Here is a 19,360-nt window from a genome sequence, read left to right as displayed (position 1 = left end):
GCGCTCAGGTCCCGACCACGCCGCCGTCGTTCTTCGTGATCGCCACCGTCGCCGAGCGCGGCCGGCCCGCGCCGTCGGGCCACTTCGACACCGCGAGCGGACGCTCGGGATCGCTGCGCTCGTTGGCCGGCTCGCCCGGATGCTGGATGTTGATGAACAGCGTGCGCAGGTCGGGCGTGGCCGTGAGGCCGGTGATCTCGCAGCCGGCCGGGCCGAGCAGGAAGCGGCGGATCTCGCCCTGGGTCGGATCGCAGGCCAGCATCTGGTTGTTCGGCAGGTTGGCGTACTCGCCCTTGCCGAGCGTGGAGGTCGAGACGTCGGTCTGGATCCACAGCACGCCGCGCGCGTCGACCATCAGGCCGTCGGGGCTGCCGAAGGCGTCGCCCTTGACGTTGCCCTGCGCTTCCCAGCGCGACTGCTTCGGGTCGCCCGCGAGCACCAGGTGGTTCCACGCGAACCTGGTGCCGTCGAGGTCGCCCTGTTCCTTCCAGCGGATGATCTGGCCCATGGTGTTGTTGGAGCGCGGATTGGCCGCGTCCATGAACGGCTGGCCGGCACCGCCGCGGTTGCTGTTGTTGGTCAGCGTGCAGTAGACCTCCTTGGTCAGCGGATCGACGGTGGTCCACTCCGGGCGGTCCATCCTGGTCGCGCCCAGCAGGTCGCTGGCCTGGCGCGACTTGATCAGCACGTCGCCCTGGCTCGCGAAGCCCTTGTCGGCCACGAGTCCGTTCTTGCCCTGCACCAGCGGCAGCCATTCGCCGCTGCCGTCGACGTCGAAGCGCGCCACGTAGAGCGTGCCGTGGTCGAGCAGCTCGCGGTTGGCGGCCGCGCCGCCGGGCTTCACCGCGTCGCGGCTCACGAACTTGTAGATGTACTCGAAGCGCGAGTCCTCGCCCATGTAGATGACGGCGCGGCCGTCGGCGGTCAGCGCGGTGGCCGCGCCCTCGTGCGCGGCGCGGCCCAGCGCGGTGCGCTTGCGCGGCGTGGAAGCCGGGTCCCGCGGATCGATCTCCACCACCCAGCCGTAGCGATTGGGCTCGTTCGGGTTCTTCGCCACGTCGAAGCGCGGCTCGTGCTCGTGCCAGCGGTACTTGGCGCCGTTGCCCTTGCGGATGCCCCAGCGCTTCTGGTGCGCGTCGGGCGACTCGGGACCCTCGAAGTAGTCGGCGAAGTTCTCCTCGCAGGTCAGGTAGGTGCCCCAGTGCGTCTGGCCGTTCGCACAGTTGTTGAAGGTGCCGAGCACCTGCGTGCCGCCGGGGTCGGCCGCCGTGCGCAGCATCGGATGGCCGGCGGCCGGGCCGCTCAGCGTCATCGGCGTGAGCGCGGTCACGCGGCGCGCGAAGCGCGAGGGCAGCAGCTGCGACCACTTCGCGCCGTCGCGCTGCAGCTCGATCACCGACACGCCATGCGCGTTCATCGACTTGCGCACCTTCTCGCGGGTCCAGGTCTTCATGCCGTCGGTGTGCAGCAGGCCGTCGTCGACGTACTCGTGGTTCAGCACCAGCAGGCCGCGGTTCGAGCCCTCGAGCGGGAAGAAGGCCATGCCGTCATGGTGCATGCCGGCCTGCAGCGCCTGGTCGTCGGCCGAGTTGGAGCCGTCGGTCCTGAAGGCGGGCATGCTGCCCGCGACGCCGGTGGGATCGCCCCAGCGGTAGAGCACCTGCGCGCTGTAGCCCTCGGGCACCACCACCTGGTCGACCGCGGCCATCGCGATGCCCTTGAAGCCGATCGCGCGGCCCAGGCCGGCAACCGCGCCACCGCCGCCGGCGGCGGTCGAGGCACAGCCCGCGAGCGGGCCGAACAGCCCCGCCACCGCGGCCGCGAGGCCGCCGCGCACGAGCACGCGGCGCGCCGGATCGGACACCTCGTGGATCGTGGGGTTGGCGCTGGGGTTGGAGTCCTCCATCCGGTCGAAATTCTTGGCCATGTCGTCGTTCTCTGCGCTGCGTGGGTTGCAAGAACCCCGGATGCTCTGCGCGCCGCATGAATCTCGCGTGACATGGGCCGCGCCCGACCCGAAGGCACTCAGAACGACGAGAAGAAGTTGTCGCTCCAATGCGATTCGCGTCGCTGCCGGCGCCATTCCCAGGGCGGCGTGGGCTTGGTGTCGGCCCACAGCCCGGCGCGCTGCGCGCGGGCGCCGTCCTGCAGCCGGAACAGGTCGCCGCCGCGCTTGCTCGCGATGCCGTGGTAGTCGTAGACCCAGGCCCAGCCCTCCGACACCATGCGCCGGCCCGCGTCCTCGCCGTTGCACGACACGTCGGCCACGGTGCGGCCGTAGCGGTCGGTGTCGCGCGCGGTGATCTGCGCCTTCTCCGCATAGCACAGCCGGCTCAGCGCCTGGCGGCTGCGCTGGCCATAGGGCTGCGCCTTCTCGGGCGCGTCGATGGCGGCGATGCGCACCTTGACCTGTTCGTAGGCGCCGCTGCGGCCGCAGCGCGCGGTCAGCGTGTCGCCGTCGCTGACGCCGACGACGAGGCAATTGCGGGAGGAAGCGGCCGAGGCCAGCAGGGGAAAGGCGAGGAGGACGGGAAGGAGTGCGCGCGGGTGCATGAAGAAGGAAGACGGGTCGCAAGCGGCGACGACGCATCGAGGCTAAGGGATTCCCGCGCCGCCCGCGCCCGGTACACAGACTTTTTCCTTCCCGTGCCCGCCCGCCGCCCGCACCGCGGGGCGCGGGCCCCGAAGGCTCAGGCGTTCTCGGCTTCCTGCAACAGGCGCCACATGACCTTGCCGCTGCCGCTCTTGGGCAGTGCGTCGACGAACTGCACCTGGCGCGGGATCTTGTAGACCGCCATGTTCTCGCGGCACCAGTCGATGATCTGCTGCGCGGTCGTGTCCTTGTGGGTGGGTCGCAGCACCACCACGGCCTTGACCGATTCGCCGCGGTAGGCGTCCTTGGTCGAGATCACGCAGGCTTCCTGGATCGCCGGGTGGCGGAACATCAGCAGTTCGACCTCGGCCGGCCAGACCTTGAAGCCGCTGGCGTTGATCATGCGCTTCAAGCGGTCGGTGATGAAGAAGTAGCCCTCCTCGTCCATGCGGCCCATGTCGCCCGAGCGGAAGAAGCGCTTGCCCTCGAACTCGACGAAGGCCGCGGCCGTGGCCTCGGGCCGCTTCCAGTAGCCCTGGAACACCTCGGGGCCGTGGATGATGATCTCGCCCGATTCGCCCGGCGGCAGTTCCTTCAGCGTGTCGGGGTCGACCACGCGCGCGTCGGTGCTCATGAACGGGATGCCCAGGCACTGCTGCTTGGGATGGTCGGCCGGGTTCGAGTGCGAGGGCGCGGCCGTCTCGGTGAGGCCGTAGCCTTCCTGGTACTTGAGGCCGAACTGGTCCTGCAGCCGCTGCGCCACCGCCTGCGGCATGGCCGCGCCGCCGCCGCCGATGTAGCTGAGGCTCGAGAGGTCGTAGCTCGCGAAGTGCGGGCTCGCCATGAGGTCGATCACCATGGTCGGGATGTTGGTCCAGCTCGAGACCTTCCAGCGCGAGATCAGGCGCCCGGCCACGTCGCGGTCCCAGCGCGGCATGATGACCAGCGTGGCGGCCGCGAGGATCGCGGTGTGCATCATGCTGACCACGCCGGTGATGTGGAACATCGGCACCACGGCCAGCACCACCACCTCGGAATGCGCGCAGCCCCACAGCACGCCCGACAGGGCGTTGTGCATCAGGCTCGAATGGTGGTGGATGCAGCCCTTGGGCAGGCCGGTGGTGCCGCTGGTGTAGGGCAGCAGCGCCATGTCGTTGGCGCCCACCACGTGCTCGGGCACCGGGTGGCTGCTCTCGAGCGCCTCGGTCCAGGCCATGACCTCGCCGCCGGCCAGCGCGGGCAGCGGATGGCGGGTGCCGAGCCAGTCGACCCAGGCGGGCGCGGGCGCGTCGTCGCCGGTCACGCCGGGATCGAAGGCGTCGGTGAACTGGGTCACGATCAGCCTCGACAGGCGTTCGCCCTCGGGCAGCGCGTCGCTGGCCTTGGCCAGCTCGGCGGCCAGGTCGCCGGTGGTGATCGCCACCTTGGCATCGGCGTCGGTGATGTAGTGCTTGAGCTCCTCGGCCCGGTTCATCGGGTTGACCGGCACCACCACGGCATTGGCGCGCAGGATCGCGAAATGCGCGATCACCAGCTGCGGGCAGTTCTGCATGTCGAGCAGCACGCGGTCGCCGCGCTTCACGCCCAGCGCGTGCAAGGTGCCGGCCAGGCGCTCGACCTGGCTCGCCAGCTCGCGGTAGCTGGTGACGCGGCCGAAGAACACCAGGGCGTTGTTGTCGGGATAGCGCTCGGCGGCGGTCTTGAGGTTGTGCCAGAGCGATACCGCGGGCACGGTGATCGAATGCGGCAGGCGTTTGGGCCAGAACTTGTGATGCGGGCGTTGTTCCAGGGTCATGGCAGGCGGGCGGAAGGGAATGGGAAATCCGGGGCGGGGCGCGTCCGGCCGGAATGCCGGGCGCGCGGGCCGCACGCCAGCCTAAGCCGAGCGCGACGCCGCTCCCATCGGGGAAGCCCCCGGAGCGTCACCTTGGCGACGCCCTTTTTTCTACGTCGCCCGATCGCGGCCCGTCGAAACGGCCGGGGCGACAGCGCCCGCGACTACAGACGCTGCGCCCGGTTTCGGCGATACCCGGGGCTTCGCATCCCGTTCACCCATCCACCGACCACCGAAGGAGCATCTCCATGGCAGCAGAAAAGCACGCGAGCGTTCACTGGGAAGGCGCCGGCAAGACCGGCAAGGGCCAGGTCAGCACCGAGACCGGCGCGCTCAAGGACTACCCCTATGGCTTCGCCAGCCGATTCGAGGACGACCGGCGCGGCACCAACCCCGAGGAGATCGTCGGTGCCGCGCACGCGGCCTGCTTCACGATGGCCTTCGCTTTCGCGCTCGAGAAGGAAGGCCTGGCCGCCACGAAGATCGACACCCGCGCGGCCGTGCGCCTGGCCAAGGACGGCGAGGGCTTCAAGATCGACCGCATCGCGCTCGAGCTCGACGCCGCCGTGCCCAACCTCGACGAGGCGAAGTTCCAGCAGATCGCGGCAGCCGCCAAGGCCGGCTGCCCGCTGTCGAAGGCGCTCGCGAGCGTGCCCGAGATCACGCTGAAGGCGACGCTGGCCGGCTGAGCGCCTTGCCTATGATCGTCTCCTCACCAAGAACGAGGAGACGGATCATGAACAACACCCTGCGGACCGCGCTCGCGGTCCTGTCGCTGGCCGTGGGCACGGCCGCCACGGCGGCCTTTCCCGACAAGCCGATCAAGGTCGTGATCGGCTTCCCGGCCGGCGGGCCGCTCGACCAGCATGCGCGCCTGCTGACCGACAAGCTGCAGGCGGCGCTGGGCCAGCCGCTGATCGTGGACTACAAGCCCGGCGCGGGCGGCTCGGTGGGCGCCGACGCGGTCGCCAAGAGCCCGGCCGACGGCTACACCCTGATGCTCGCGAACACTGGCGTGGCCGTGATCAATGGCGCGCTCTACAGCAAGCTGCCCTACGACACGCAGCGCGACTTCGTGCCGATCGCGCGCACCGCGATGCAGCCGCTGGCGCTGCTGGTCACGCCCAAGCTGCCGGTGCAGAACCTCAGGCAGTTCATCGACTACGCGAAGGCGCGTCCGGGCCAGGTCAACTACGGCTCGGCCGGCAACGGCGGCATCAGCCACCTGGTGCCCGAGATGTTCAAGACCGCGACCGGCATCTTCATGGTGCACATCCCCTACCGCGGCAGCGCGCCGGCCTTCACCGACCTGATGGGCGGGCAGGTGCAGTTCATGGCCGAATCGATCCCGCAGGCCGCCAACTACCACAAGCAGGGCAAGGTGCGCGCGCTGGCCGTGACCAGCCGCGAGCGCAACCCCGCGCTGCCCGACATCCCGACCGTGGCCGAGTCGGGCGTGAAGGGTTTCGAGGTGGTGGGCTTCTACGGCTTCTTCGCGCCCAAGGACACGCCGAAGGACGTGGTGGCCAAGCTCAGCGAGGCCTTCAAGCAGGTGCTGACCAGCGCCGAGATGCGCGAGCGCATGGTGAGCCAGGGCGCCGACCCGGCCTTCCTGGGCAGCGAGGAGTTCGCGCGTTTCCTGGCGACCGAGACGCCGCGCTGGCGCGAGGCGGTGAAGGCTTCGGGCGCGCGGATGGATTGAGCCGATGCCGGCGGCTCAGGGCGGCGTGGCCGCATGCCGCTCGAGCCGCGCGCGGTCGAGCAGCTCGATGCCGCGGTAGCGCACGCGCAGCGTGCCGTCCTCCTCCCACAGCTTGAGCTGGCGGTTCACGCTCTGGCGCGACACGCCGAGCATGAAGGACAGGTCTTCCTGCGACACGCCCAGCAGCACGGGGCCTTCGCCGGCGCCCTCGCGCGCGTCGAGCGCGAGCAGCCGGTGCGCGAGCCGCACGGGCAGCGGCATCAGGATCACGTCGTCGATCCAGGCCAGCGCCTGGCGCAGCCGCAGGCACACGAGCCGCGTGAAGGCCATGTGGACCTCGGGCTGCGCGGCCACCAGGCGGTGGAAGTCGGCGGCGGCCACCACCGCCATCTCGGTGGGCTCGACCGCGCAGGTGTCGTAGACGCGCTCGCGCCCGACCAGCAGCGAGACCTCGCCGAACCAGTGGCCCGGTTCGAGCATCGCGATCACGGCCTCGCGCCCGCCGGGCGCCACCACGCTCACGCGCAGCGACCCGGCGACCACGCCGAACAGCGCATCGGGCGAGGAGCCCTTGAGGAACAGCGACTCGCCGCGCGCGAGCGTGCGCCGGTGCGCGACCGCCAGCAATTGCTGCTGCACCCCGGCATCGAGGCGCATGTCGCCGTTGTGCACGGGCGAAGGTGGTGCGCCGGGTTCTTCGGTACGCGAGAAGGTCGACATCTGGGGTTTGTACGGAGCGGCGATTGCCAACACCGGACAGTCTTGTTGGAGAGGCCTGCCGATAGTACGCAGCGCCCCCGGGACCGCGCATTCGCGCCAACCCGGGCCACCCACGATCCCTGTCGCATGGAGCCCCCGATGACCACCCTCACCGACCTGCAAGCCCGCCGCGAACGCCTCGTGCTCGACCACTTCGCCGACGAGACGCGGCAGGACTTCGACGCGGTGCTCGGCACCTTTCCCCATCCTCACTACGAGCTGATCCCCAGCGGCGAGGTGCACGACGGCATCGCGGACGTGCGCCAGTACTACATCGACACGCGCCGCGCCTTTCCGGACCAGCGGCACGAGATCATCCAGCTGCGCCATGCCGACGATTCGGTGATCGTGGAGTTCTGGCTGCTGGGTACGCACCGCGGCCCGCTCAAGGGACTGCCGCCGACGGGCAACAGCTTTCGCTGCCGCATGAATGCGTTCTTCATTTTCGAGGGCGATCGGCTGGTGTGCGAACGGGTCTACTTCGACACGCTGACGATGTTGCGTCAACTGCTGGCTGGTGTTCCTGCCGAGATGGTGGGGGCGCTGGTGGGCGGGTTGTTGGGGCAGCCTGCTGCTGCTTCGAAGAGTGAGGTGATGGAAGCCTGAGATACGCCAGGGGCGCGTGCACAGGACTGCGGGTACTTCCCTCCGCGAATGTCCCCGGCCCTTCGGGCTCCTCCTTGATTTCGCTGCGGGAAGCACCCACTGCCCTGTGCACGAGAAGCGCCGCGGTGGTGCGGCCGGTTCGACCAGCGTGTCCAGGCTCACGTCGATGGGGTACTCCCCGCAGCGAAATCAAGGAGGAGGCCGCAGGCCGGGGGACATTCGCGGAGGGGAGTACCCCGTCGGCGTGAGCCCGTCCCCGGCCTCGACAAGCAAGCAAACAAGGGCCAGAAAAACCATGACCGACGAATTCGCCTCGTTGAAACACTTCACAGGCACCCGCGACTCCCCCATGCCCCAAGACCGCCTGCGCGCCATTCGCCACGGCGCCGAGGCATTGCGCGAGCAATTGCTGGACGACCCACCGGTTCACTTCGCCCGCAGCTTCGACCTGCTGCGCATCCCCTACCCCGCATGGTTCGCGTTCACCGGCGTGTATTCGCAGCAATTGCTCAAGCCGCACATGGTCCATCTGCTGGCGCGCATGGCGGTGGTCCAGTACGACGACTTCCAAGGCCGGCTGCGCACGCTGCTGTTCACGCCGGCCGACTTCGAGGCCGGCAACGAGACGCCCTACTTCAAGCGCCTGGCCGAGAAGACCCCGAAGTTCCTGCACAAGGCGATCGCCCCGGTCTACAACACGGTGCCGCAGGCGCTCGCGCGCTGCGGCATATCGCCGGCGCAGGTCGACTACATCACCTACGACCACCTCCACACCCAGGACCTGCGGCGCTGGCTCGGCACCTCGGGCCTGCTGCCGAACGCCAGGCTGCTGGTGCACCGCCAGGAACTCGCGAGCGTGCGGGGCCTGCTGCCAGTGCAGGCCGAGTGGTACTGCCCGCACGGACTCGACGGCATCGCGGCCGAACGCATCGTGCCCTTCGACGGCAGCATCCAGCTCGGCCACGGCCTCGCGCTCGTGCACACGCCGGGCCATACCGAGGGCAACCACTCGCTGGTCTACCGCACCGGCGACGGCCTGCGCGTGAGCAGCGAGAACGGCGTCTCGGCCGACAGCTGGGCGCCGCTCTCCTCGCGGCACGACGGCATCCGCCGCTATGCGAAAGCGACCGGCGCCGAGGTGATCCTCAACGGCAACACGCAGGAAGGCAGCACCGACCAGTACCTGTCGATGGTGCTCGAGAAGACCCTGGCCGGCACCTCGTCGTCACACGGCTTCAGCAACGTCGTGCCCTCGGCCGAATGCTCGCCGCACTGGCTGTTTCCGGGCGCGCCCACCAGCCACCTCTGGGGCGAAACCAGCTTCGGCACCCCGGTGCACGCCTGAGGCACCCGCACCACCGGCGCACGCCGCCGGCCCATTTCGGTGCACACATCTTGCATACCAGTTGGCACGGAAGCTGCTGGTATGCAGGCACATGGCCACCTCCGCATCCGAAATCAGTGCACGCATCGTCGAGGCGGTGATGGCGCAGAAGCTCGCGCCCGGTTCGCGCCTGGGCGAACAGCAGCTCGCAATGCTGTTCGACTGCAGCCGCACCATCGTGCGCGAGGCGCTCACGCGGCTGGCGGCGCGCGGCATCGTCACCGTGAGCGCGCGGCGCGGCTGGTTCGTGATCGAGCCCTCGCAGGACGAGGCGCGCGAGGCCTTCGAGGCGCGGCGCGTGATCGAGCTCGGCCTCATTCGCAGCGCCGGCAGCGCGGGCAAGCTCCAGAAGAGCGCGCTGCGCCAGCTGAAGACGCACCTGCAGCGCGAGAAGGCCGCGCTCAAGGAAAGCGACGTCGGCAATCGCAGCTTCCTGCTCGGCGACTTCCACGTCTGCCTGGCCGAATGCCTGGGCAACACGCTGCTGGCCGACACCCTGCGCGACTACACGGCGCGCACCACCTTGATCGCCATGCTCTACCAGTCCACGCACGACGCGGTGCAGTCCTGCGAGGACCACGTGCAGATCGTCGCGGCGCTCGAGCGCGGCGACCATGCCGCCGCCGAGGCCCTGATGGCCGAGCACATCGGCACGGTGCAGTCGGCCCTGCGCGTGCAGGCGCCCGCCGATCCGCTGGCCCAGCTGCGCGATGCGCTGGCGCCGCTGCAGAACACGGCCACCGCCCCACTTGCCAAGGGCAGCAAACGCGGCAAGCGCGGCGCCACCCCCGATTCCGATTCTTCGACTTACCTAGGAGCCCTGCTATGACCTTCTCTGCTTCCAAACGCCGCGTCGCCCTCGCGCTCGCTTCCGCCGCCCTGCTGGCCTCGGCCGGTGCCGCGCAGGCCCAGAACGCGCTCGACAACGTGCTCAAGGCAAAGACCATCAAGATCGCCGTGCCCACCGACTACCCGCCCTACGGCTCGGTCGACAAGAACATGAAGCCGCAGGGCCTCGACGTGGAGATGGCCGAGCTCATCGCCGCCAAGCTGGGCGTCAAGGTCGAGCTGGTGCCCGTGACCAGCGCCAACCGCATCCCGTACCTGCAGACGAAGAAGGCCGATCTCGTGATCTCCACGCTCGGCAAGAACGCGGAGCGCGAGAAGGTGATCGACTTCTCCTCGGCCTATGCGCCCTTCTTCCAGGCCGTGTACGCCGCCAAGAGCATGAAGCTCGCCAGCTTCGCCGACATGGCCGGCAAGACCGTGGCCGTCACGCGCGGCGCGATGGAGGACCAGGAACTCAACAAGGTGGCCCCGCCGAACGTCGACTACCGCCGCTTCGAGGACAACAACGCGACCATCGCGGCCTTCGTCGCGGGCCAGACCCAGACCCTCGCCACCAGCGCGGCCGTCGCCGGCGACATGCTCGCCAAGAATCCCAAGGTCAGCGCCGAGTTCAAGCTGCTGCTGAAAGACAGCCCCTGCTTCGTCGGCATCGCCAAGGGCGAGACCGCGCTCAAGACCAAGGTCAACGAGATCATCGCGACGGCCAAGAAGGACGGCACGCTCGACGCCCTGTCGAAGAAGTGGCTCGGCAAGGCCGCCGGCGACCTGCCGGTCTGATCGGACGGCGCGGCCATGGGCATCGAATTCGACTTTGGCGCCGTGCTCGCCGAATGGCCGCTGCTGCTGCGCGGCGTCGCGTGGACCATCGGCCTCACGGCCGTGGGCACCGTGCTGGGCATGATGGTCGGCACCTTCTGCGCCTGGGCGCGCGCCGACGGCCCGCGCTGGCTGCGCGCCGTGGTGGGCACCTACGTGGAGCTGATCCGCAACACGCCCTTCATCGTGCAGCTGTTCTTCATCTTCTTCGGCCTGCCGGCCGCGGGCGTCAAGCTCTCTCCCGAAGTCGCCTCGGTGATCGCGATGGTGCTGAACCTCGGCGCCTATTCCACCGAGATCATCCGCGCCGGCATCGAGGCCACGCCCAAGGGCCAGATCGAGGCCGCCGTGAGCCTGGCGCTGAGCCGCTCGCAGGTGTTCGTGCGCGTGGTGCTGCCGCCGGCGCTCAAGAAGGTGTGGCCCGCGATGGTGAGCCAGATCGTCATCGTGATGCTGGGCTCGGCCGTGTGCGGGCAGATCTCGACCGAGGAGCTGAGCTACGCGGCCAACCTGATCCAGAGCCGCAACTTCCGCGCCTTCGAGGCCTTCATCGTCGCCACGCTGATCTACCTCGCGCTCTCGGTGGCGCTGCGGCGGCTGCTCGACTGGGCCGGTCCCCGCTTCTTCTTCGGCCGCTGAAACCGCCATGACAGATTTCTCCCTCTGGGACATCCTGCGCAACCTGCTGCTGGCACTGCGCTGGACCGTCGTGCTCTCGCTCATCGCCTTCGTCGGCGGCGGCATCGTGGGCGCGCTGCTGCTGTTCCTGCGCCTGCGCGGCGGCCGGGCCGTCGGCAAGGCCGTGGGCCTCTACGTGCAGCTGTTCCAGGGCACGCCGCTGCTGATGCAGCTGTTCCTGGCCTACTTCGGCATCGCCCTGTTCGGCATCGACGTGTCGGCATGGACCGCGGCCAGCGTGGCGCTCACGCTCTACACCAGCGCCTTCCTCGCCGAGATCTGGCGCGGCTGCGTGGCCTCGATCCCGAAGGGGCAGTGGGAAGCCTCGGGCAGTCTGGCGCTGAGCTTCGGCGAACAGCTGCGCCACGTGATCCTGCCGCAGGCCGTGAGGATCGCGATCGCGCCCACCGTGGGCTTCCTGGTGCAGGTCATCAAGGGCACGGCGCTGGCGTCGGTCATCGGCTTCGTCGAACTCACCAAGGCCGGCAGCATGATCTCCAACGCCACCTTCCAGCCCTTCGTGGTGTTCAGCTGCGTGGCCCTGCTCTATTTCGTGCTGTGCTTTCCCGTGAGCCTGTACGCCAAGACCCTCGAGAGGAAAACCCATGGCCGCCGTGCTTGAACCGCAACAACAACCCGCCGTCGCGGTGGGCTCGCCGATCGTGCGCATCACCGCGCTGCGCAAGTCCTACGGCAGCAACGAGGTGCTCAAGGGCATCGACCTCGACGTCAAGCGCGGCGAGGTGATCGCCATCATCGGCAAGAGCGGCTCGGGCAAGAGCACGCTGCTGCGCTGCATCAACGGCCTCGAGGTGTTCCAGGAAGGCTCGCTCACCGTCGACGGCAAGCCGCTGCTGCACGAGAGCGCGATGGCGATGCGCGAGCTGCGCCAGCGCGTGGGCATGATCTTCCAGGGCTTCAACCTGTTCCCGCACCTCACGGTCGGCAAGAACGTGATGCTCGCACCCACGCTGGTGAAGAAGCGCGCGTCGCTCGAGGCCGCCTCGCAGGCGCGCAAGCTGCTCACGCGCGTGGGCCTGGCCGAGAAGTTCGACGCCATGCCCGACCAGCTCTCGGGCGGCCAGCAGCAGCGCGTGGCGATCGCGCGCGCGCTGGCCATGGAACCGGGCGTGCTGCTGTGCGATGAGATCACCTCGGCGCTCGACCCCGAGCTGGTGGGCGAGGTGCTGCGCGTGGTGGAGTCGCTGGCCGACGAGGGCATGACCCTGCTGATGGTCACGCACGAGATGAACTTCGCGCGCAAGGTGGCCGACCGCGTGATCTTCATGCACCAGGGCCGCGTGCACGAGATGGGGCCGCCCGCAGAGCTGTTCGCGAATCCACAGACGCCGGAGCTGCGGCAGTTCCTGTCGTCGCTGCATGACTGACCAAGTGTGAGCCGGCGGGCCGCTATGCTCGGCCCCCCATGCAGATCGAACAAGCCCGCCCCGAGGAAGCCCCCACCGTCGTCGCCGTGCTGCACGAGGCCGCGCAGTGGCTGGTCGACGAAGGCCGCACCCTGTGGTCGGGCCCGGAGATCGCGCCCGCGCGCATCGAGCGCGACTGCGCAGCGGGCGGCTACTTCATCGCGCGCATCGATGGCCAGGTGGCCGGCGTGGTCCGGCTCGACCTCGAGGACCCGTACTTCTGGCCCGAGATCGAGGCCGGCAGCTCGCTCTACGTGCACAAGCTCGCGGTGCGCCGCGGTTTCGCGGGGCAAGGCGTGTCGAACGCCTTGCTGGTGTTCGCGCGCGAACGGGCGACGACGCTCGGCAAGCGCCACCTGCGGCTCGACTGCGTGGCCGACCGAGCGCCGCTGCGCGGCCTCTACGAGCGCTTCGGCTTCGCGCTGCACAGCGAGATCCGCAAGGACTTCGGCCTCTTCGCGCGCTACGAATTGCCGCTGGGCTGAGCCTCAGGCCGCGGCGTGCTGCGCGATGACCCGCGCGCGCTGCAGCCGCTCGATCTCCTCCTCGCCGAAATCGAATTCGCGCAGCACCTCGTGGGTCTGCTCGCCCACGCGCGGCGCGGCCGAGCGCGCATGCGGCGACACGCCGTCGAAATGCAGCGGCAGCCCGAGCGAGCGCGTGGTGCCGCCCTCGGCATGGTCGACCTCCACCACCATCGACACCGCGCTCGACTGCGGATGCTCGAGCGCCTGCTTCACGTCGTGCACCGGTCCCACCGGCACGCCGGCGCGGTCGAGGCGCTCGATCCAGTGGTCCGCGCCGTGCGGCGCCAGCGCCTGCGTGATCAGCGCCTCGAGCGCGGCCTGGTGCGCGAGCCGGTCGCGGCCCGTGCGAAAGCGCGGGTCGTCCACCCATTCGGGATGGCCCAGCACCTCGGCGATACGCTGCCAGTTGGCCTGGTTGCCGCCGCCGATCGCGATCGCGCCCTCGGCGCAGCGGAAGGTCTGGTACGGCGCGATCAGCGGATGGGCGGTGCCCATCGGCCGCGCGATCGCGCCGCTCGAGAAGTAGGCCGCGGCGAACCAGTACATCTGCTGCAGCGAGGCCTGCAGCAGCGAGGTCTCGACCTTGCTGCCGATGCCGGTGCGCAGCCGCCGCACATAGGCCGAGAGGCTGCCGAGCGCGGCCAGGATGCCGGCGTTGATGTCGGCGACCGAGTTGCCGGGCTTGGCCTGCTCGCCGCCGAGGCTGCCGGTGACGCTGATCAGGCCCGAGAAGGCTTGCAGCACCAGGTCGAAGCCGCCCTTGTCGCTCAGCGGGCCGTTGGGGCCGTAGCCGCTGATCGAGCAGTAGACGAGGCCGGGGTTCGCGGCGCGCAACTGCTCGTAGCCGAGGCCGAGCGCATCGAGCTTTCCGCGCCGGAAATTCTCGGTGACGATGTCGCAGCGCGCCGCGAGCCGGCGGATCACGTCCTGCCCGGCCGGCTGGCGGATATCGACCGCCACCGAGCGCTTGCCGCGGTTGAGCATCACGAACGATGGCGCGAGCCCCGGGTCGTTGGGCCGTGCATAGCCGCGCGCATCGTCGCCGGCCGGAAACTTCTCGATCTTGATGACCTCGGCGCCCATGTCGGCCAGCATCAGGCCGCAGATCGGGCCGGCCATGATCTGCGACAGCTCGAGCACGCGCACGCCGGCCAGCGGCAGCGCGGCGGGGTCCGGTGGCGGCATTCCGTGCGCCACGCTCAATGGCCCTCGAAGCGCGGCGCGCGGTTCTCGGCGAAGGCCGCCAGGGCCTCGTGCAGGTCGCGCGTGCGCAGGCTGGCGACATGCGCCTGCTGCGCGGTGGCCTCGTCGTACTGGTGGCGCGCGGTCTCGTTGAGCGTGCGCTTCATCGTGACCAGCGGGATCGGCGCCACCGCGAGCAGCTCGTCGAGCCAGGTGCGCAGCTCGGCATCGAGCGCCTCGGGCGCGACCAGCGCATCGAGGTAGCCCACGCGCAGCATCTCCTCGGCCTGGATCGCGCGGGAGGTCAGGAACAGCTTCTTGGCCGCGCCGAGCCCCAGCCGCGAGACCCAGCGGCGGATGCCGTGGCCGTAGTAGTGCAGGCCGAGGCGCGAGGCCGGCATGAACATGCGCATGCCCTGCACGCCGAGACGGAAGTCGCAGGCCAGCGCGAGGTCGGTGGCGCCGCCGTAGACCGGCCCGTGCAGCCGCGCGATGGTGACCGCGCGCGCGTTCTCGATCTCGTCGGCGAACTGCTCGAACAGGTTCTCGCCGGTGGCCGCGGCCTTGCCCAGGCGCGAGAGGTCGAAGCCCGAGCTGAAGCTCTTGCCCGTGCTCGCGAACACGATCACGCGCACCGCCGGATCGGCGTCGAGCTGGCGCAGGTAGCCGCGCAGCACCGGCAGGTCGTCGGGCTCGATGCGGTTGTGGCTGCCGGGCCGGCGCAGCGTGATGGTGGCGACGGCGCCGACGATCGCAAGCAGCGGCGGCGCGGCGGTGTCGGGCACGGTGTCCTGGAGGGTCGTGGTCATGGAGGAAGGTCCTTTGGCAATAAAAAAGGGTGCTGTTCAGTCGAAGTGGAGTTGCTGCTCGCGGATCACCTGGCCCCACTTGCGGAAGTCGGTCGCGACCAGCTCGGCGGCCACCTCGGGCGGGCCGGCCTCGATGTCGCTGCCCGTGGCCAGCAGGCGCTCGCGCACCGCGGGCGTCTGCAGGGCGGCGTTGAGCGCCGCATTGAGCCGTCGCACGACGGGCGCCGGCAGGCCCTTGGGCGCGGCGAGCACGAACCAGCCCTGCGCGTCGTAGCCGGGCAGGCCCTGCGCGGCCACGGTCTTCACGCCCGGCAGCGCCGGCACCTCGCGCGCCGAGGTCACGGCGATGGCGCGTGCCCGGCCGCCCTGCACCACCGGCACGGCGGGCGCGATGGTGGCGAACGAGACCGCGACCGCGCCGCCCATCAGGTCGTTCATGGCCGGCGCCGCGCCCTTGTAGGGCACGTGCATCAGGTCGCTGCGGCTCGCGGCCTTGAGCAGCTCGCCCGCCAGGTGGTGGATGGTGCCGTTGCCCGAGCTGGAATAGGCCAGCTGCCCCGGCTGCGCGCGCGCCAGCGCCAGCAGTTCGGGCAGGGTGCGCGCGGGCACCGAGGGATTCACCAGCACCGCCAGCGGCGACTTCGAGACCACGCCCAGGTAGCTGAAGTCGCTGCGCGGGTCGTAGGGCACCTTGCGCGCGTTCGGGATGATGGTCAGTGGCGCGCCGTCGATCAGGCCCAGGGTGTAGCCGTCGGGCGCGGCGGTCTTGACGGCCTCGGCGCCGATCGCGCCGCCGGCGCCGGGCCGGTAGTCCACCACCACCGGCTGGCCCAGCGCCTTCTCCATCACCGGCGCGAGGTCGCGCGCCACCGCGTCGGCCGCGCCGCCGGGCGTGTAGCCGAGCACCAGCCGCAGCGGGCGGGTCGGCGACCAGCTTTCCTGCGCATGCAAAAATCCGGGCGCACCCAGCAGAAATGCAGAACCAGCCGCCACGACCTTCCAAAGCAGTCTTGAAAACACCACGCGTCTCCGTTTAAATATTTATAAACGAGTTCAGTATATTTTCAGATCACATCCGTATGCAACCCGGTAGAAGCCCCGTTGCCAGCCCGACGCTGGCCGAATCGATCCGCCTGTCGATCATCGAAAGCCTGGCCAGCGGCCTGCTGCAGCCCGGCCAGCCCATCGACGAGCGCGGACTCAGCGAGCGTTTCGAGGTCTCGCGCACCCCGATCCGCGAAGCCATCCTCCAGCTCGCGGCCCAGGGTTTCGTGGTGATGGAACCGCGCAGCGGCGCCTCGGTGCCGCGGCTGTCGATCCAGCTGCTGCGCGAGCTGCTGGAACTGCTCGGCGAGCTCGAGGGCGCGGCCGCCAAGTTCGCCGCCAAGCGCATGCGCCCGGCCGAGAAGAAGGCGCTGGAGGAGGCGCTGACCGCCTGCGCCGAGGCCTCGGCGCGCGACGACGCGCTGGCCTACCGCGATGCCAACGACCATTTCCACGACCTGATCTACGCGGCCTGCCGCAACGAGACGCTGGTCGACCAGATCCGCGCGCTGCGCACCCGCTGCGCCGCCTACACCGCCAACCGCTTCGATTCGCCGGGCCGCATGCAGCGTTCGGCGCGCGAGCACGCGGCCATCGCCGAGGCGCTGCTGCGCAGCGATCCGGCCGAGGCGCAGGCGGCGATGCTGGTCCACATCTCGATCGGCGGCAGCGACTTCGCGGAGTTCGTGAGCGGCTTGCCGCAGAACCTGTTGCATGCCTGAGGCGGCCGGTCACGTCCTGCAACCAATCGGGCGCGAACTCGCGCGCCTGTGGCAAGCTCCCACCGCCATGCAAAGCCGCCGCTCCATGCCCCTTTCCCCTACCCGCCGCCGTGCGCTGGGCGTCCTGCTCGGCGCCGCCGCGCTCCAGGCGCCGTTCGCCGCCTTCGCGGGCTTCAACTTCTTCACCAGCGAATACACCGCCAGCCGCGACGAGCTGCAGGCGCAGATCGCGCGCCGCTTCCCGGTGGCCGAGCGCTATGCCGAGCTGTTCACGGTCGGGCTGCGCGATCCGCAGCTGGGCCTGGACGCGGCCACCAACCGCGCCGCGATCACTGCCACGCTGACCATCGCGAGCCCGCTGCTCGGTGGCGCGCCGGTGCAGGGCACGGTGGCGGTCAGCAGCGCGCTCAGGTACGACGCCGCCACGCGCGCGCTGCGGCTCGACCAGCCCAAGGCCGAGCGCATCGAGCTGCAGGGCCTGGGCGGGCGCGATGGCGAGCGGCTGCAGCGCGTGGGCGCGCTGGTGGCGCAGGAACTGCTGCAGGGCCAGCCGCTGCGCACCTTCAAGCCCGAGGAACTCACCGTCGGGCGCAAGACCTACGAGATCGGCGACATCACGGTGCTCGCCGACGGCATCAAGGTACAACTCAAATGACACATCGCAGACGCACGCTCCTGCTCGCCCTGGGCGCCACGGCCGCGCTCGCCGCGGGCTGCGCCGGCTTCACGCCCACGCCGCGCACGCGCTTCGACCTCGAGGCCCACCGCGGCGGCCGCGGCCTCGCGCCCGAGAACACGCTGGCGGCCTTCTCCAACGCCATCGACCTCGGCGTGACCACGCTCGAGCTCGACATCGGTCTGAGCGCCGACGGCGTGGTGGTGGTGTCGCACGACACGGCCCTCAACCCCGACCACACGCGCGACGCCGCCGGCCAGTGGCTCGCACCCGCCAACGGCCGCAGCGGGCCCACGATCCGCTCGCTCACGCTGGCGCAGCTGCAAAGCTACGACGTGGGCCGGCTCAATCCCTCGAGCAGCTACGGCCGCCAGTTCGCGCTGCAGCTGCCGCGCGACGGCGAACGCATCCCGACGCTCGAGGCGGTGTTCGACCTGGTGCGCGCGCGCGGCCCGGCCGCGGCCACCGTGCGCTTCAACATCGAGACCAAGATCGATCCGACAAAACCCGACGAGACCGCCGCGCCCGAGCCCATGGTGCGCGCGCTGCTCGCGGTCATCGACAAGGCGCAAATGGCCGATCGCGTGACCGTGCAGAGCTTCGACTGGCGCACGCTGGCGCTGGTGGGCCAGCTGGCGCCCACGATGTCGCGCGCCTACCTGAGCACGCCGCGCACGCTGAAGGACAAGCGCTGGACCGCCGGGCTCGATGCCGCGAGCTTCGGCTCCACGCCGCGGCTCGTGAAGGCCGCGGCCGGCACCAGTGGCGGTCCGCTCGTCTGGTCGCCGGCCTTCGCCGACCTCGACGCGGCGCAGGTGAAGGAGGCACAGGGCCTCGGCATGAAGGTGCTGCCCTGGACCGTGAACCAGCGCGCCGACATGATCCGGCTGATGGACCTGGGCGTGGACGGCATCATCACCGACTACCCCGACGTGCTGCGCGACCTGGTACGCGAACGCGGGCTGCCGCTGCCGCCCTCGGGAAGGAGTGCCTCGTGAGCGCCGCGCTGCAACAGCTCGACACCATCGCCGGGCACATCGACGCGCTGCGCCGCCAGGGCGGCGGCCCCGCCGGCCTGCTGTCGGACCAGGCACGCGGCAGCGCCGCGCTGCTGGCCGCCCTGCCGCCGCGCTACGGCGAGGTGCTGCTGAACCTGCTCGACCGGCTCGAATCGAGCGCGCTGTTCAGTGAGGAAAGCTGCTCGTTCAGCCAGAAAGATTTGCTCGACAACCTGTCGCTGTGGGTGGACAAGGCCCGCGCGCAGCTCGGCGGCTGAGGCACGCGGTTTATCATCGGCCCTCCATGCGCACCCTGTTCCTCGCCCTCATGATCGCCCTGCTGCCGGTTCGCGGCTGGCTCGGCGACGCGATGGCGATCGAGATGGTGCGGCATTCGATGCCCGCGGCCGAGGCCGTCGCCGGCGCGGCACAGGCGGCCACCGAGGCGCACTGCCACGAGGCAGGCGACATGGCCATGAGCGCCATGGACGGCGCATCGCGCGAAGACCACGCGATGGCCGATGGCCATGGTGACGACGGCGACCACGCCAGCCACCAGGGGTGTGGCACCTGCACCGCCTGCCAGGTCTGCCACTCGGTGGCACTCGGCGGCACCGAACTCTCGGGCATCGCGCACGATGCCCCCCAGGCCGCCCCCGCGGCCCCGGCGGCTCGCTTCGCGAGCACCGAGCCCTTCCTGGGCCTGAAGCCGCCCATTTCCTGATCTCCCTGCCCGTAGTCCGTCCGCGGTGAG

The 19,360-nt window shown here is 70.1% G+C and carries 22 protein-coding genes; 15 read left to right on the top strand and 7 right to left on the bottom strand.

Features of this window, described 5'->3' with window-relative positions:
- Positions 1-4: 4 nt before the first annotated feature.
- From ACEN9J_RS30110 to ACEN9J_RS30100, 3 genes are all read right to left on the bottom strand, one after another.
- Positions 5-1,927: a PhoX family protein gene (locus tag ACEN9J_RS30110; protein ID WP_413762831.1), complete on the bottom strand. Its 1,923-nt coding sequence runs from the start codon at positions 1,925-1,927 to the stop codon at positions 5-7.
- A 98-nt stretch (positions 1,928-2,025) separates the two neighbouring features.
- Entirely contained in the window at positions 2,026-2,553 is a 528-nt protein-coding gene (locus tag ACEN9J_RS30105) for a thermonuclease family protein (protein WP_261217846.1), read from the bottom strand.
- A 137-nt stretch (positions 2,554-2,690) separates the two neighbouring features.
- Entirely contained in the window at positions 2,691-4,388 is a 1,698-nt protein-coding gene (locus tag ACEN9J_RS30100; RefSeq protein ID WP_172705684.1) for a long-chain fatty acid--CoA ligase, read from the bottom strand.
- 287 nt (positions 4,389-4,675) lie between these two features.
- Between ACEN9J_RS30100 and ACEN9J_RS30095 the strand changes: the two genes are divergently transcribed.
- Positions 4,676-5,116 carry an OsmC family protein gene (locus ACEN9J_RS30095; RefSeq protein ID WP_057596490.1) on the top strand — a complete coding sequence of 147 codons (441 nt, stop codon included), beginning with the start codon at positions 4,676-4,678 and terminating at the stop codon, positions 5,114-5,116.
- 47 nt (positions 5,117-5,163) lie between these two features.
- Positions 5,164-6,129 carry a Bug family tripartite tricarboxylate transporter substrate binding protein gene (locus ACEN9J_RS30090; protein WP_413762830.1) on the top strand — a complete coding sequence of 322 codons (966 nt, stop codon included), beginning with the start codon at positions 5,164-5,166 and terminating at the stop codon, positions 6,127-6,129.
- A 15-nt stretch (positions 6,130-6,144) separates the two neighbouring features.
- On the opposite strand, the gene ACEN9J_RS30085 is transcribed toward ACEN9J_RS30090, so the two are convergent.
- Positions 6,145-6,849: a Crp/Fnr family transcriptional regulator gene (locus ACEN9J_RS30085; RefSeq protein ID WP_413762829.1), complete on the bottom strand. Its 705-nt coding sequence runs from the start codon at positions 6,847-6,849 to the stop codon at positions 6,145-6,147.
- A 138-nt stretch (positions 6,850-6,987) separates the two neighbouring features.
- Between ACEN9J_RS30085 and ACEN9J_RS30080 the strand changes: the two genes are divergently transcribed.
- From ACEN9J_RS30080 to ACEN9J_RS30045, 8 genes are all read left to right on the top strand, one after another.
- Positions 6,988-7,494 carry an ester cyclase gene (locus ACEN9J_RS30080; RefSeq protein ID WP_413762828.1) on the top strand — a complete coding sequence of 169 codons (507 nt, stop codon included), beginning with the start codon at positions 6,988-6,990 and terminating at the stop codon, positions 7,492-7,494.
- A 349-nt stretch (positions 7,495-7,843) separates the two neighbouring features.
- Positions 7,844-8,839 (top strand): hypothetical protein, encoded by a 996-nt coding sequence (locus tag ACEN9J_RS30075; protein ID WP_413762827.1) that lies wholly within the window; start codon positions 7,844-7,846, stop codon positions 8,837-8,839.
- A gap of 91 nt (positions 8,840-8,930) precedes the next feature.
- Entirely contained in the window at positions 8,931-9,707 is a 777-nt protein-coding gene (locus tag ACEN9J_RS30070; protein ID WP_057596485.1) for a GntR family transcriptional regulator, read from the top strand.
- Entirely contained in the window at positions 9,704-10,504 is an 801-nt protein-coding gene (locus tag ACEN9J_RS30065) for a transporter substrate-binding domain-containing protein (protein WP_413762826.1), read from the top strand. The genes ACEN9J_RS30070 and ACEN9J_RS30065 overlap by 4 nt, the downstream gene beginning before the upstream one ends.
- A 15-nt stretch (positions 10,505-10,519) precedes the next feature.
- Entirely contained in the window at positions 10,520-11,182 is a 663-nt protein-coding gene (locus ACEN9J_RS30060) for an amino acid ABC transporter permease (protein ID WP_413762825.1), read from the top strand.
- A 7-nt stretch (positions 11,183-11,189) separates the two neighbouring features.
- Entirely contained in the window at positions 11,190-11,843 is a 654-nt protein-coding gene (locus tag ACEN9J_RS30055; protein WP_413762824.1) for an amino acid ABC transporter permease, read from the top strand.
- On the top strand, positions 11,827-12,609 hold the full coding sequence (locus ACEN9J_RS30050) for an amino acid ABC transporter ATP-binding protein (protein WP_057596481.1): 783 nt from the start codon (positions 11,827-11,829) through the stop codon (positions 12,607-12,609). Before ACEN9J_RS30055 ends, ACEN9J_RS30050 begins: the two co-directional genes overlap by 17 nt.
- 38 nt (positions 12,610-12,647) lie before the next feature.
- Positions 12,648-13,133 carry an N-acetyltransferase family protein gene (locus tag ACEN9J_RS30045; RefSeq protein WP_413762823.1) on the top strand — a complete coding sequence of 162 codons (486 nt, stop codon included), beginning with the start codon at positions 12,648-12,650 and terminating at the stop codon, positions 13,131-13,133.
- Positions 13,134-13,136: 3 nt separating this feature from the next.
- On the opposite strand, the gene ACEN9J_RS30040 is transcribed toward ACEN9J_RS30045, so the two are convergent.
- Genes ACEN9J_RS30040 through ACEN9J_RS30030 form a run of 3 tightly spaced genes read right to left on the bottom strand, consistent with a single transcriptional unit; the run spans position 13,137 to position 16,117 of the window.
- Positions 13,137-14,360 carry a CaiB/BaiF CoA transferase family protein gene (locus tag ACEN9J_RS30040; protein WP_413762822.1) on the bottom strand — a complete coding sequence of 408 codons (1,224 nt, stop codon included), beginning with the start codon at positions 14,358-14,360 and terminating at the stop codon, positions 13,137-13,139.
- A 14-nt stretch (positions 14,361-14,374) separates the two neighbouring features.
- Positions 14,375-15,166, bottom strand: a complete 792-nt coding sequence (locus tag ACEN9J_RS30035) for an enoyl-CoA hydratase/isomerase family protein (protein ID WP_413762821.1) — start codon at positions 15,164-15,166, stop codon at positions 14,375-14,377.
- Between the two features lie 36 nt (positions 15,167-15,202).
- Positions 15,203-16,117: a tripartite tricarboxylate transporter substrate-binding protein gene (locus ACEN9J_RS30030; RefSeq protein WP_413762820.1), complete on the bottom strand. Its 915-nt coding sequence runs from the start codon at positions 16,115-16,117 to the stop codon at positions 15,203-15,205.
- A 128-nt stretch (positions 16,118-16,245) separates the two neighbouring features.
- Between ACEN9J_RS30030 and ACEN9J_RS30025 the strand changes: the two genes are divergently transcribed.
- The 5 genes from ACEN9J_RS30025 to ACEN9J_RS30005 all read left to right on the top strand — a co-directional run bounded on the left by ACEN9J_RS30025 (position 16,246) and on the right by ACEN9J_RS30005 (position 19,330).
- A complete protein-coding gene (locus tag ACEN9J_RS30025; protein ID WP_413762819.1) occupies positions 16,246-16,932 on the top strand; it encodes a GntR family transcriptional regulator in 687 nt (228 codons plus the stop codon).
- A gap of 85 nt (positions 16,933-17,017) precedes the next feature.
- Entirely contained in the window at positions 17,018-17,587 is a 570-nt protein-coding gene (locus ACEN9J_RS30020; RefSeq protein WP_413762818.1) for a DUF1439 domain-containing protein, read from the top strand.
- Positions 17,584-18,606, top strand: coding sequence for a glycerophosphodiester phosphodiesterase (locus ACEN9J_RS30015; RefSeq protein WP_413762817.1), 1,023 nt, complete (start codon positions 17,584-17,586; stop codon positions 18,604-18,606). Before ACEN9J_RS30020 ends, ACEN9J_RS30015 begins: the two co-directional genes overlap by 4 nt.
- A gap of 26 nt (positions 18,607-18,632) precedes the next feature.
- Complete coding sequence (locus tag ACEN9J_RS30010; protein WP_371268778.1) at positions 18,633-18,884, top strand: hypothetical protein; 252 nt, start codon at positions 18,633-18,635, stop codon at positions 18,882-18,884.
- 26 nt (positions 18,885-18,910) lie between these two features.
- Complete coding sequence (locus ACEN9J_RS30005) at positions 18,911-19,330, top strand: hypothetical protein (protein ID WP_413762816.1); 420 nt, start codon at positions 18,911-18,913, stop codon at positions 19,328-19,330.
- The last annotated feature ends 30 nt before the right edge of the window (positions 19,331-19,360 follow it).

Source organism: Variovorax sp. Varisp41 (assembly GCF_047325085.1).
In the GTDB taxonomy this organism is placed as follows: Bacteria; Pseudomonadota; Gammaproteobacteria; order Burkholderiales; family Burkholderiaceae_C; genus Variovorax.
The sequence above is the reverse complement of the archived record's forward strand: the minus strand, read 5'-3'. Positions and strand labels throughout refer to the sequence as shown.